Genomic DNA, 11,664 nt, shown 5'->3' with positions numbered 1-11,664 from the left:
GCCAATCAGTCCTGGTCGAGCAGGTGGCGGCGGAAGAACAGCACCACCGCCTGCTGGTAGACGTCCCGGTTCTCCTTCCGGCGGTAGCCGTGGCCCTCGTTCAGCGCGTTCATGTACCACACCGTCTCGCCCTTCTCGCGCAGGGCCTCGACGATCTGCTCGGCCTCGGTCACGGGCACGCGCGGGTCGTTCTCACCCTGCACCACCAGCATGGGCACGGCGATCTTCTCCACGTTGTTCAGCGGGCTGATCTTCTCGAGGTGCGCCCGCATCTCCGGGTCGCGTTCGTCGCCGTATTCCACCCGGCGCAGATCCCGCCGGTAGTCCTCGGTATTCTCGAGGAAGGTGACGAAGCTGGAGATGCCGACGATGTCCACGGCGGCCTTCAGCCGGTCGCTGTAGTGCACCGCGCTGGCCAGCACCATGTAGCCGCCGTAGCTGCCGCCGAACACGGCCACGCGGTCGGCATCCAGGTCCGGCCGGGTGTCGATCCACTGCAGCAGCGCGCCGATGTCGCGCACCGAGTTCTCCCGCTTGTAGGTGTTGTCCATGGCCAGGTAGGACTTGCCGTAGCCCGCGGAGCCGCGCACGTTCGGCACCACCACGGCGACGCCGAGCTTCGCCAGCCACATCTGGTAGGTGCTGCTGAATGCCGGTCGGGCCTGGCTCTCGGGTCCGCCGTGTATCGAGACCACCACCGGGAACGGGCCGTCCCCCTCCGGCTTGTACACCCAGGCGGGCACACTCAGGCCGTCGAAGCTCTCGAAGCGCACCAGTTCGGGCTCGAGGAAGGTGTCGGTGTCCAGGCCGCCCACCTCGCTGTGGGTCCAGCGGGTCAGCTCGCCGTGCGCGAGCGGGTCTTCGCCGAGGTCGAGCACGAAGGTGTCGCTCGGCGTCTGCGGCGTGTTCAGCGCCATCGCGAGGCGGCCTCCGTCCGGGCTGAAGCCGACGCTGCCGACGAGGCCGGTGGGTATGCCGCCGACGGCGCGGTACTCGCGGCTCGCCGGATCCAGCAGGTAGAGCCGGCTGAGGCCGTCCTCGTTGACCGCGAACACCGCCCGGCGCCGGTCCTTGCTGAATGCCATGCCCTCCAGGTCCCACGGGATGTCCGCCGTCACGATGACCGGCTCGGCGCCGGGCTCGAGCGGCTGCCACGCCAGCTGCTTGAACTCGCCGCCCCGGTCGGTGATGAACCAGTAGCCCTCGCCGGTGTGATCGAAGCCGAGGGGCCAGTTGCTGGAGACATCCCCGTCGCCGCCGGCCAGCAGGGTGGTCTCGCCGGACTCGAGATCGAGCACGTGGATACGGGAGTCGGTGATGCCCACGTAATTCAGGATCAGGAGACGCTCGCCGGCCTCGTCGAAATCCGCCGGCCCCCACCAGGTGCCATCGGGCGCGGCGAGCACCAGGCGTGCCGCCTCGGGCTCGCTACCGGCCTGATCCAGCGGCATCATCCAGACGTCGTTGGAGGCGCCGTTGCGCCGCGTGCTCTGGAAGGCGATGCGCTCGCCGTCCCGCGTCCAGACCACGCCGCCGTTGCGCGACTCTCCGTCTGTGATCATGCGCGAGCGAGAGACAAGCGGGTCGAACAGGAGCAGCTGGCTGAACTCGTTGCCGCCCGCATCCATGGCGAAAACCAGGTGCGAGCCCTCGGGTTGCCGCGATACCTGGGAGACCGGCTCGTCGAAGAAGGTGAGCTGATGGCGGGCGCCGCCAGGCATGTCGACCCGGTGGATCTGCTCCACCTCGCCAAAGCGGGTGGAGACGTACAGGCTCTCGCCGTCGGCGGTCCAGTCCAGGAAGCTCGCCGAACGCACGTTCTGATGCCGGTTCAGGTCGTCCACGATCGTCTGCGGGATCGCGGGTATGTCCTCCAGTATCAGGTTGCCGTCGTTCAGGGTCCGGCGTTCCACTTCGGCCTGCAGGGGCTGCGCCAGCACCGCGATCGCGAGCGCACAAAAAAAGGCGGCGATTCTGGTCATGGTCTCGTCCTTGTGTTCTTCGGACTGGTCTTTTCAGGCACAGGGCGCGGCAGAGGTTAGCCATGCCCCCGGCCCGGCACAACCGACGGCGCGCCTATTGGTCGCCCGCTCAAGGAAAATGCCGCAACGCCACTTTACAGCCGTGCGCCGACGCCGCAGATTGGCGGGACGCCGAGAGGAGCCAGCCATGAAATACCGCTTCGACCCCGAGGGCCAGCGCCTGCCCGTCAAACTCGACTCGACCTCCAACGCCGAATACCCGCCCATTCCGCTGGAGCCGCGCAACGAACACGCGAATAGTCTGGCCCAGGAAGCCGCGAGCGAGAACGCGAAGCGCCTCGGCATGCCGCGACGCGCCTTCCTCATCAGCGCGGCCGGCGCCGCGACTTCGCTGCTCGCCATGAACCGGGCGAACGCGGCCGCCGGCAAGGGCGCCGGTTTCTTCGCCCTCGACGACGAAGCCGGACTGGATGTGCAGCTCGCCGAGGCCAGCATCGGCAAAAAGGAATTCATCTTCGACGTGCAGGGCCACTACGTGCCGCCGAGCGTCGCGCGGGAACGCAAGGAGGAGTGCGCGAAGTTCGACTATGTCAGCCGCGACTACATGCGCTGCCTCGGCGCCGACGACTTTGTGAAGGACGTCTTCCTGGACGCCGACACCGACATGATGGTGCTCTCCTTCGTGCCGTCACGCAGGGACGCCGAGCCGCTCACCATCGAGGAGGCCGACGCCACGCGGAAGATCGTCGACGAACTCGAGGGCACCCATCGGCTGCTGATTCACGGGCGGGTGAACCCGAACCAGGAAGGCGACCTGGAAGACATGGACGAACTCGCCGAACAATACGGCGTCTCCGCCTGGAAGACCTACACCCAGTGGGGCCCGGACGGGGAAGGCTTCTATCTCACCGACGACGTCGGCATCCGCTTGCTCGAGAAAGCCCGCGCCCTCGGCGTGAAGAACATCTGCATTCACAAGGGCATTCCTTTCGGGCGCCAGTCCTACGAGCATTCCCTGTGTACGGACGTCGGTCCGGCCGCGAAACGCTTCCCGGACGTGAACTTCCTCATCTATCACTCCGGCTGGATACCGGGGCAGCCCGAAGGCCCCTACGACCCGGACCGGGGCGAGGGCCTGGACGGACTCATCCGCTCCCTCGAGGAAGCCGGCCTCGGCAAGGGCTCCAACGTCTATGCCGAACTCGGCAGCACCTGGCGCGGGCTGATGCGCGACACCGACAGCGCCGCCCACGGCATCGGCAAGCTGGTGAAGCATCTCGGCGAGGACAACGTGCTGTGGGGCACCGACTCCATCTGGTACGGCTCGCCCCAGGACCAGATCCAGGCCTTCCGCGCCTTCCAGATCGCCGCGGACGTCAGAGAGGAGCACGGTTACCCGGAGGTCACCGACGCCCTGCGGGCGAAGATCTTCGGCCTGAATGCGCTGAAGCCCTACGGCATCTCGCTGGAGGAGGCGACGATGCGGGCGCAAAACGACCTGGTGGAGCAGCGACGCGCGGACTACGCCGGGCGGCGCGACCCGCACCATCTCACCTTCGGGCCCAAGACACGGCGGGAATTTCTGAAGTTCATGGGGTAGGCGGTCCACAGAAAAGGCAGCCCGCGACGCAACGCGCCGCGGGCTGCGGTTGCCGCCGTTCTGGGGAGGTCAGGCGGTTACTCAGCGGGCCTAGAAGGGTCTGCGATAGTCGTCGCGTTCGCTGATCCAGACCCCACCGCTGCCGTAATAGAGCCGCTCGCCGTCCCAGGACAGGGCGGGGCGGGTCTCGCCGGCGTCCACGGTGTCGAACGGCACCGTTTCACTCAGATTGGTCACGCGTCGCCATCCGAAGAACACGAAGCGCCGCTTCGCGGTGAAGATATCGAAGCCGGACTCGTCACCTTCGTAGCTCGGTCGGTTCGAGGCGAACACGATCTCACGCCCGTCCTGGCTCACGTTCGGCTGCTGATCGTCGTATTTCGTGTTGATTGGCCAACCCAGCCGCTTTCCGGCACTGAACGTACCGTCGCCGCGCAGGTAGCTGACGTAGATGTCCTGATCGCCGATTTCCCCTGTGCGAGGATCCCAGTTCGTGGAATAGAACAGGAACGTCCCCCACACGGTTCGGATGAGCGACGGCGCGAGCTCGGTTCCGGGCGTATTCGGGCCATGCGGATGACAGCCCAGGCTTTCCGCCACGCTCCAGCCGGTGGCCGGGTTGTCTCTCGCACTGAAAATATCCACGCTGTTCCCGCAGGCGCCGCCGCGGTTGGAGACGAACAACAGTTCTCCGTCCGGTAATGGGGTCGGACAGAAATCGGCGAAGTTCAGGGCATTCACACCGTTCAGGCTGTCCTCGTGGTCGAAGGGCAGCCCGGCCGCCTGTCGCGCATTCACCCAGATCTCGCGAACGTTGATCCCCTCACCCTGGCCCGTTCCCTTCACGGTATAGAGATACAGGCCGCCCGGCGACTCGATGGGACAGCCGCCGGGCACCTGCGACCCATCAGTGCGCACGGCCGGCTCGCTCGGGCTCCAGCCCGCGTGTCCCCAGTGTCGATAGCCGGCCTCGGCGGTCACCGATATTCCTGTCAGGATAAGGGCCACCGCGGGCAGCATGCTGCAAAGCGTCAAAGGTCTGATACGTCGCATCGCTCTCTCCTCCATTCTCGTTATCGGTTTGTTGCGGCGGCCGTCCCTGGCACCAGGCCGCATGCTTCAGACGTTAGGGCTACCCGTCCCCGGGCGCATGAAGGCGATGTGAAGAAAGCGTGAAGTTGATTCTCCCGCCGGCTCGTCCGACACTGGAGGGCCGCACAACCGGGCCCGCGAAGAAGTCGCATGGGAGAGAACGACGAGACCCGGAGATACCGCCGCATCGGGGACCTGATCCTCGATACGGACACCCGTGAGCTGCGCCGCGGCGACACGGTGCTCGAACTCACCGGGCTGTCGTATCGACTTCTGCTACTGCTGGCCGAACGGGCACCGGCGGTAGTCAGCCATGACGAGATCGCGGAGCGCGTCTGGTCCGGACGGATCGTCAGCCCGGAGACGGTGACGCAGCGCATCAAACTGCTGCGGCAGACCCTGGGCGACGACGCGCGGAAACCGCAGTACATCGCGCTGGTCCGCGGTCACGGATATCGTCTGCTGCCGAAAGTAGAGCCGGTCGACAGCCTGCGTGCCGCGAGCACCCGGGAGCCCGGACGGGAGACCGCCCGCAGACGCCGGCCGGTCTTGCTGGCGCTCGGCCTGGTTGCGGTGGCCGCGACCGCGCTGGCCTACCTGCCGAAACTGGTTTTCAACGATGAGTCAGCCGAGTCGGGCTACACGGACCGGATTCCACTGGAGAAGTCCATCGCGGTACTGCCCTTCGAGGATATGAGCGCCGAGGGCAACGCCGCGTATGTCGGCGACGGCATCGCAGACGAGGTATTGCATCGGCTGAATCAGTCCGAGGACCTGCTGGTGATTGCGCGGACATCCTCTTTCGCGCTGCGGGATATCAGCCTGGAAATCCCCGCGATCGCCGCGCGGCTCGGCGTCCGCTATATCCTGCAGGGCAGCGTACGCGAGGCGAACGGAGAGATTCGGATCACCGCCCAGCTGGTCGACGCCCGACAGAACACCCAGATCTGGTCCCGGGCCTACGAAGCGACCGTGAGCGACGTGCTGCGCGTGCAGCAGGACATCGCGGCATCGATCGGCGATACCCTCGAGTTGCAGCTGACCGGACGCGATACCGTTTCGGCCGACACAGACCCCGAAGCCTACCGCCACTACCTGCGCGGTCAGTTCTTCTGGAACCGGCGTGCCGCCGGTGACGTCGAACGCGCCGAGACCAGCTACCGGCAGGCTCTGGAGCTCGAGCCACGGCTGGCGGCGGCCTGGGTCGGACTGGCCGCCGTGGCGATGGCCGGATTTTACGACGAAGGCCGCGGTTCGCTCGCCGAATCTCTGCGGGCACAGCGACACGCCCTCGAGCGCGCCCTCTCACTCGATCCGAACCTGGCGGAGGCCCATGCGCGGATGTGCCAGCTGCTCTGGTCGCTGGGTCAGCTCGAGGCCGGCAGAAGGCACATGCAGCGCGCACGCGAGCTGGCTCCGAACAGCCCTCTGGTGCTGGTATTCGAGGCAGGCTATCGGATCTGGACCGGCGATCTGGAAGAATCCATCGAGCTGTCGCGACGGGCGATCGCGGTCAACCCGCTCGCAGCTTCCTACCATTACAACCTCGGAGCCACGCTCATCCTCGCGGGCCGCGCGGAGGAGGGGCTGGCGGAGCTGCAGCAGGCCAGCGCATTGAACCCGGCGATGAATCCGGCATCTCTGATCGCGCTTGCCTACCTCCACCAGGACCGCTACGAGGCCGCAATGGACCTGGTCGAGGAGTTCGCCTATGCGGCTGATCGTTACGCCGTCGAGGCGATCGCGCTGCAGGAACTCGGCCGGGACGCGGCGTCGGCAAGCGCCCTGCAGCAGCTCGAGTCACTGGGTTCAGCTCGATCCATCCTGCAACTCGCTCACGTGGAAGCCTGGTTCGGAGACGCCGAGGCGCCCTTCCGTGCCCTGGAGGCGCTGAAGCGTCTCACCTCGCAGAAGCCGGAGACGATACCGGAAGCCGAGGATGCGATGATGACGCTGCTGAGCCTGCGCTTCGCTCCCTACATCCGCGGAGCCCCCGGTAATGAGCGCTGGCAGGAATCGGTCCGGCGCCTGTCCGCGCAGTGGCATGGCTCGTCGGACGAATCCTCTCGTCCGCGCGCTAGCTCCGACGCATCCTGACCCGGATCGCATCCTCCTGATCCATGGCCTCGAGCTGGTCCTCGAAGTCCTTCACGGTCTCGTCGATCTCGGGGAGGATCACGTTCTCCAGCGCCCGGGCGCGGCGCTCGGTCTTGCGATAGTCCTCCAGCAGGCGCGCGATGCTGGTGGCGATGGCCGCCATGCGCGCCGCGCCGTCTATCAGCGCGCGGAAGGCCTCTGCGCAGAGTTCGGCCTCGATGGAGGGCAGCACCGCAGGCCGTGAACGGTCCACGGATTCGCCTTCCGTCGCTGCATCGATCAGGCGCAGGTCCAGGAAGCGGCGCTCGTCGAACGACAGCGAGCCGTCCTCGTAAGGGCGCGGCGGATAGACCTGCACGCCCCCCAGCCCGTGGAAGCCGATAGCACGGCCGAGCGCCGTGACGGCATCGGCATGACCGACGGAGAACTCCTCGTCGATCGCCTGGTGGCGGCGTAGAGCGCGCATGATCTCGGCGGCGATCAGCATGCGCTTCTGCTCCAGGAACTCGAAGCCCTCGCGGACGACCTTCTGCTCGTCGCGCAACTCCTGCAGCTGACCGCGGCTGGCCGACTGCTGACGGCGGGGATCAGCCACCGCTGTCGGCCTCCTCGGCCTCGCCTTCGCGCGGCTCGCCTTCGGCACCGTCGCCGGCCTGTTCCGCCTCGCCGAGATGCTCGCCGATCTGTGCCTCGCTGAGACGGGAAAGCTCGGCCCGCGGCAGGCCCTTCAGAATCTCCCAGCCCACCTTCATGCTCTCGTCCAGCCGGCGCGGCCCTTCCTGGGCGATGAGCTTCTGCTCGAAGGCATCGCCGAAATCGAGATACTGCCGATCGGTGTCGGTGAGACCCTCGTGACCCATCACGCTTGCCAGCACACGGATCTTCGCGGTGCGCGCATAGGCGGCGAAGAGCTGGTGGGCGAGCGCCGGATGATCGGCGTGGGTGACGCCCTTGCCGATGCCGTCGTCCATCAGCCGGGACAGGCTGGCGAGCACGTCGATGGGCGGGTATACGCCGCGGCGATCCAGCTCGCGGCTGAGTACGATCTGGCCCTCGGTGATGTAGCCGGTGAGGTCCGGGATGGGGTGGGTGATATCGTCGCCGGGCATGGTCAGTATCGGCAATTGCGTCAGGGTGCCCTCCCGCGCCCGCAGGCAGCCGGCGCGCTCGTAGATGGTGGCCAGGTCCGAGTACAGGTAGCCGGGATAGCCCTTGCGGCTGGGGATCTCGCCATGGCCTGCGGATACCTCCCTGAGCGCCTCGCAGTAGTTGGTCATGTCCGTCATGATCACCAGCACATGCCGGGACTCGACGAAGGCCAGATATTCCGCCGCGGTGAGCGCGTAGCGAGGCGTGAGCAGCCGCTGGGTGCTGGGCTCGCTGGCCCGGTTCAGGAACATGACCGTATGTTCGAGCGCGCCGGTTTCCTGCATCGCCTTGCGGAAGCGCTCGGCGGTGTCGTGGGAGACGCCGATGCCGACGAACACAATGGCGAACGCGCCCGCCTCCTCGCCCAGCAGCCGCGCCCGGCTGGCGATGTCGATGGCCAGCCGGTCGTGGGGCAGGCCGCCGCCGGAGAACAGCGGCAGCTTCTGGCCCCGCACGAGGCTGTTCATGAGGTCTATGGCGGTGACACCGGTCTCGATGAAGTCCTGCGGCCGATGCCGTGCCACCGGGTTGATGGCCGAACCGTCCACGGGCAGGTAGCGCTCGGCGGGAATCGGCGGACCGCCGTCGATGGGCCGACCGAGGCTGTCCAGGATGCGCCCCTGCAGGCCCGGCCCGAGACCGAGTTCCAGCGGCTTCTCGCGGATGCGCACGCGGGTGTCGCCGAGGCTCAGACCCTCGGTGGCGCCGAGGATCTCCACGACGATCTCCTCGTCGCCCAGCGCGGCCACCCGCCCGTAGCGCAGCGTGCCGTCATGGCCGATGACCTCCACGGCGGCATCCAGCCCCACGCTGACCGTGCGCTGCAGGAACAGGAGCGGGCCTTCCAGGCGTTGGGCGGCACCGGTGAGGGTGATTTCAGCTTCCATTGTCTATGCCCTCGTCACTCCCCTCGCCGCTGTCCTGGCCATGGCCTTCGACGTCCGCCACCGCCTCCTTGCGGGTCGCGGCCGCTTTCTCGTCGCCGTCGCCGCCACCCTCCTCCAGCGCATGGAATTCCGCCTCCACCTGGCGCCGGAGCTCGTCTATCTTCTCGAGTTCGTCCTCGCCCACCTCCTCGCCCAGGCGGCGCAGGCGTGCCAGCGACGGGACGGCGGCGATGTCCGCCGGGCTCACGCCGGCCGCGAGCGCCTGCTCGGCCAGCGTGATGAACTTCAGCAGCAGGTCGAGCATGGCCTGCTGACGGGCCGGAGAGCAGTAACGGTCGGTCTCGGAGAAGGAGGACTGGCGCAGGAATCCGTCGTTCACCAGCTCTGCATTCAGCAGCGTCACCTGATGCACCGGCGGCAGCGCGTCCTTACCGATGATCCGCGCCATCCGCTCCAGGCTCTGCTGCTCCTCGAGGAGCACCAGCACCCGCTGGCGCTTGCGGTCCCAGTCCGGGTCGCCCTGGCTCTTCCACCAGCGGGCGAGTTCGACGGCGTCCTCGGAATAAGAGTGCAGCGGATGCACCGCCGGGTAGAAACGGGCCTGGGCCCGCTCCCGGTCCAGCGCCCAGAAGCAGCGCACGTAGCGCTTGGTGTGCATGGTCACCGGTTCCGAGAAGTCGCTGGCGGGCGGGCTCACAGCGCCGATGATGGTCACCGAGCCCTCCTCGCCGCCCAGCGTCTTCACCCGCGCGGCGCGCTCGTAGAAGTCCGCCAGCCGCGAGCTGAGGTAGGCGGGGTAGCCGGACTCGGCCGGCAGCTCGCCGAGGCGACCCGACACTTCGCGCAGGGCCTCGGCCCAGCGGCTGGTGGAGTCGGCCATGAGCGCGACGTGCCGACCCTGGTCGCGGAAATACTCGGCCACGGTGATGCCGGTGTAGATGCTCGCCTCCCGCGCCGCCACCGGCATGTTCGAGGTATTCGCAATGATGACCGTACGCTCCATGAGCGGACGGCCGGTGCGGGGGTCCTCCAGCTTCGGCAGCTCGTCCAGCACCTCGGCCATCTCGTTGCCCCGCTCGCCGCAGCCCACGTAGACGATCACGTCGGCGTCGCACCACTTGGCGAGCGCCTCCTGCAGGATGGTCTTGCCGGTGCCGAAGCCACCCGGCAGCATGCCGCGCCCGCCACGGGCGATGGGGAACAGGGTGTCGAGTATGCGCTGGCCGGTGATCAGCGGCGCGCCCACCGGCAGTCTGTCGGCCACCGGGCGCGGCCGGCGCACGGGCCAGTGCTGACTGAGGCGGATCTCCAAGCCGTCGCCGCCGCTGCCGCCATTACCGCCCGCGCGCCCCTCGGGCTCGATGCGGCACACCACGTCCTCCAGGCCGTAGTCGCCGGCTTCCGCCATCTCGACGACGCGGCCGCCGGCACCCGCCGGCACCAGACACTCGACCGCATGAGCCTTCTCGCCGGCCCGCCCGATGCTCTGTCCGGGTTGCACTGCGTCGCCCGCGGTGACGGCCGGCTCGAATCCATAGCGGCGCGTCTCCGCGCCCTGCGCCGTCATGCCGGCGCGCACGAACAGCTCGTCCTCGTCGCCGAGGGGGCGCAACAGTCCGTCGAATATCTGCCCGAGCAGATGGGGACCCAGGCCGACGCTGAGCGCCCGGCCCGTGCCCTCGATGCGGTCGCCGGGCTTCAGCCCCGAGGTGCGTTCGTAGACCTGCGCGGTGAAGACGTCGCCCCGCAGCTGTATGACCTCGCCGAGCAGCTTGTCCGGGCCGACGTGGATGGCCTCCTGCACATGGAAGGGCTGCTGCATGCGCGCGCGCAGCACCGGCCCGCCGATCCACTGGATGGTCGCGACACTCATGATGCGCCTCCGCCCGGTCCGCCCTGCCCGTCCCCCCCGTCCGGGCCGTCAGCCAGGGCGTAGTACTCCGCCAGCAGCCGGGCCTCGAGCTCGGGACCGCGACCCATCAGGCCGTCGAGGGTGCCGTCCAGGCTCGCGCCGGCGCCGTCGATGGCTATCCCGATCCTCAGACCCGCGGCGATGTCATCCCGGGCACTCAGGCGCGGCGTCTCGCCGGCTGCCTCGTGCGCGCGCGCAGAGAACGTCTCGCGCTCTTCCGCCGGCCAGCCGGCGGCGTATTCCACGTCCCAGGTGCCGGACGGCAGCACGGCCGCCGCCTGCTCCAGCAGCGACGATGTCCATGCCTGCCGCGAGGCCGGCTCCTGCCAGCGCGCCTGCAGCGACCGGGCCAGGAGTTCCCTGCCGGCGTCCAGCACGAGACGGGCCTTGCCGAGCTCGCAGCGCCGTGCCCGCGCCTCGTCGCCCGCACGGACCCGCGTGATGGCGGCGTCGACCTCGCCGCGCAACTCCCCGACTGCCTCGTGCACCCGCTGCCGCGCATCGCGGCGTGCAGCGCGTACTCGCTCCAGCGCGGTCTCGTAGGCGCGATCCAGGATCTTCTCGATCTCGGCCGCCTCGTAGCGCCGCACCAGCCTGACCATGCTGTCGACCTGCCTCTCGACGATGCCGCCTGTGTCGTTCATTGGTTCTTCACTGCTCCAGTCCGAATGCCCTGTTGATGACCGCGGCGAGATCGGGCGGCTCGCCGCCCTGCGCGTCGGGCACCACCACCACCGGCGGCGCACCCTCGCGCTGCAAGCGCTCGAGTTCGTCGCCGTCGATGCCGCCGGCGCTGCCGGCGCCGATCAGGATCAGCGCGGCATCCTCCCGGGCCGACGCCAGCGCCTCTCCCGCCTCTTCGGGGCCCGCGGCCACGACACGCAGGCCCGCCAGCCGGTAGCCCGCCCCGGTGACCTCGTCGCCGATGAAGACCGCCCCGAGCAC

The 11,664-nt window shown here is 68.3% G+C and carries 9 protein-coding genes; 2 read left to right on the top strand and 7 right to left on the bottom strand.

What is annotated here, in order from left to right; all coding sequences use genetic code 11:
* Positions 1-5 precede the first annotated feature (5 nt).
* Positions 6-1,982, bottom strand: a complete 1,977-nt coding sequence (locus ACJMKX_RS13975; RefSeq protein WP_405226570.1) for a S9 family peptidase — start codon at positions 1,980-1,982, stop codon at positions 6-8.
* Between the two features lie 187 nt (positions 1,983-2,169).
* Here ACJMKX_RS13975 and ACJMKX_RS13970 point away from each other — a divergent pair, with 187 nt between their 5' ends.
* Positions 2,170-3,582, top strand: a complete 1,413-nt coding sequence (locus ACJMKX_RS13970; protein ID WP_405226568.1) for an amidohydrolase family protein — start codon at positions 2,170-2,172, stop codon at positions 3,580-3,582.
* Positions 3,583-3,672: 90 nt separating this feature from the next.
* Here ACJMKX_RS13970 and ACJMKX_RS13965 read toward each other — a convergent pair whose 3' ends face one another.
* Positions 3,673-4,563: a TolB-like translocation protein gene (locus ACJMKX_RS13965; protein ID WP_405226565.1), complete on the bottom strand. Its 891-nt coding sequence runs from the start codon at positions 4,561-4,563 to the stop codon at positions 3,673-3,675.
* 261 nt (positions 4,564-4,824) lie between these two features.
* Between ACJMKX_RS13965 and ACJMKX_RS13960 the strand changes: the two genes are divergently transcribed.
* Positions 4,825-6,771, top strand: coding sequence for a winged helix-turn-helix domain-containing protein (locus ACJMKX_RS13960; RefSeq protein ID WP_405226562.1), 1,947 nt, complete (start codon positions 4,825-4,827; stop codon positions 6,769-6,771).
* Here ACJMKX_RS13960 and ACJMKX_RS13955 read toward each other — a convergent pair.
* The 5 genes from ACJMKX_RS13955 to ACJMKX_RS13935 are packed head-to-tail and all read right to left on the bottom strand — an operon-like array spanning position 6,752 to position 11,664.
* On the bottom strand, positions 6,752-7,366 hold the full coding sequence (locus ACJMKX_RS13955; protein WP_405226559.1) for a V-type ATP synthase subunit D: 615 nt from the start codon (positions 7,364-7,366) through the stop codon (positions 6,752-6,754). The genes ACJMKX_RS13960 and ACJMKX_RS13955 overlap by 20 nt on opposite strands.
* On the bottom strand, positions 7,359-8,807 hold the full coding sequence (locus ACJMKX_RS13950; protein ID WP_405226556.1) for a V-type ATP synthase subunit B: 1,449 nt from the start codon (positions 8,805-8,807) through the stop codon (positions 7,359-7,361). The genes ACJMKX_RS13955 and ACJMKX_RS13950 overlap by 8 nt, the downstream gene beginning before the upstream one ends.
* Positions 8,797-10,680: a V-type ATP synthase subunit A gene (locus ACJMKX_RS13945; RefSeq protein ID WP_405226554.1), complete on the bottom strand. Its 1,884-nt coding sequence runs from the start codon at positions 10,678-10,680 to the stop codon at positions 8,797-8,799. Before ACJMKX_RS13945 ends, ACJMKX_RS13950 begins: the two co-directional genes overlap by 11 nt.
* Entirely contained in the window at positions 10,677-11,363 is a 687-nt protein-coding gene (locus ACJMKX_RS13940) for a hypothetical protein (protein ID WP_405226551.1), read from the bottom strand. The genes ACJMKX_RS13945 and ACJMKX_RS13940 overlap by 4 nt, the downstream gene beginning before the upstream one ends.
* Positions 11,364-11,370: 7 nt before the next feature.
* Positions 11,371-11,664, bottom strand: a complete 294-nt coding sequence (locus ACJMKX_RS13935) for a V-type ATP synthase subunit F (protein WP_405226548.1) — start codon at positions 11,662-11,664, stop codon at positions 11,371-11,373.

It is taken from the genome of Lentisalinibacter sediminis, assembly GCF_040706615.1.
Taxonomy (GTDB): Bacteria; Pseudomonadota; Gammaproteobacteria; order Steroidobacterales; family Woeseiaceae; genus Lentisalinibacter; species Lentisalinibacter sediminis.
Note: the sequence above shows the minus strand (reverse complement) of the source record. Positions and strands in the feature narration are given on the sequence as shown.